Source organism: Moraxella sp. K127, from assembly GCF_015223095.1.
In the GTDB taxonomy this organism is placed as follows: Bacteria; Pseudomonadota; Gammaproteobacteria; order Pseudomonadales; family Moraxellaceae; genus Moraxella.
Genome location: NZ_JADFBZ010000108.1, coordinates 1 through 758, shown reverse-complemented (window position 1 = coordinate 758; position 758 = coordinate 1). Strand labels below are relative to the sequence as shown.

Below are 758 nucleotides of genomic sequence, written 5' to 3'. Positions count from 1 at the left end.
ATTTTTATTATTTGACAAAAGTAAATTTATGTCTTAATATAGCCTAAACACGATATTGGATTCATGATGTATATTGTAGAAACGACTGATGAATTTGAATGCTGGTTTGATGAACAGCCCTTGCAGGTTCAAATGCGATTATTGGAAGCCTTTAAGTTATTAGAGCAATACGGACACCGATTGGCTCGCCCTTATGCCGATACCTTATATGGCTCAAAATTTAGCAATATGAAAGAATTGCGTATCCAAATCGGGGGCGACCCTTATCGTGCCTTTTATGCGTTTGACCCCTTACGTCAAGCAATTGTGCTATGTGCAGGTAACAAAGTGGGTAATGACAAGCAATTTTATAAACAAATGATACCGCTTGCTGATGAGTTATATCAACAGCACTTGGATAAATTAATAAAACAGGAGAGTCCAAATGGCAACGCTTGAACAATTATTAAATAAGTTATCGCCAGAACAACGAGCCGAAGTGGAACGTAATGCCGAAGCGATGATTTTGGATTATCAGCTTCATCAGTTGCGTGAAGAGTTGGAGCTGTCGCAAAAACAACTTGCCGAAGCCATGGGTATTACCCAATCGACTTTATCCGCCATTGAAAATCGTGGGGCAGAGATTAAGCTGTCCACGCTAAAACGCTATGTAGAGACCATGGGCGGAAAATTACGCATTGATGTGGAATTGCCAACAGGTAAGCACGTTGGGTTTAATATTTGATAGCATTTAATCATAAAATAAGGGTAAGAGATGA

At 39.3% G+C, this 758-nt stretch carries 2 protein-coding genes; both read left to right on the top strand.

The window, feature by feature from the left end:
- The first annotated feature begins 66 nt into the window (after window positions 1–66).
- On the top strand, window positions 67–438 hold the full coding sequence (locus IM753_RS12820; RefSeq protein WP_194109452.1) for a type II toxin-antitoxin system RelE/ParE family toxin: 372 nt from the start codon (window positions 67–69) through the stop codon (window positions 436–438).
- Entirely contained in the window at window positions 425–724 is a 300-nt protein-coding gene (locus tag IM753_RS12815; protein WP_194109451.1) for a helix-turn-helix domain-containing protein, read from the top strand. The genes IM753_RS12820 and IM753_RS12815 overlap by 14 nt, the downstream gene beginning before the upstream one ends.
- Window positions 725–758 lie beyond the last annotated feature (34 nt).

What these genes read in the sequence shown, in the direction of transcription:
- IM753_RS12815 (WP_194109451.1), top strand. Translation starts at nt 425, where the DNA reads ATGGCAACGCTTGAACAATTATTAAATAAGTTATCGCCAGAACAACGA.
- IM753_RS12820 (WP_194109452.1), top strand. Translation starts at nt 67, where the DNA reads ATGTATATTGTAGAAACGACTGATGAATTTGAATGCTGGTTTGATGAA.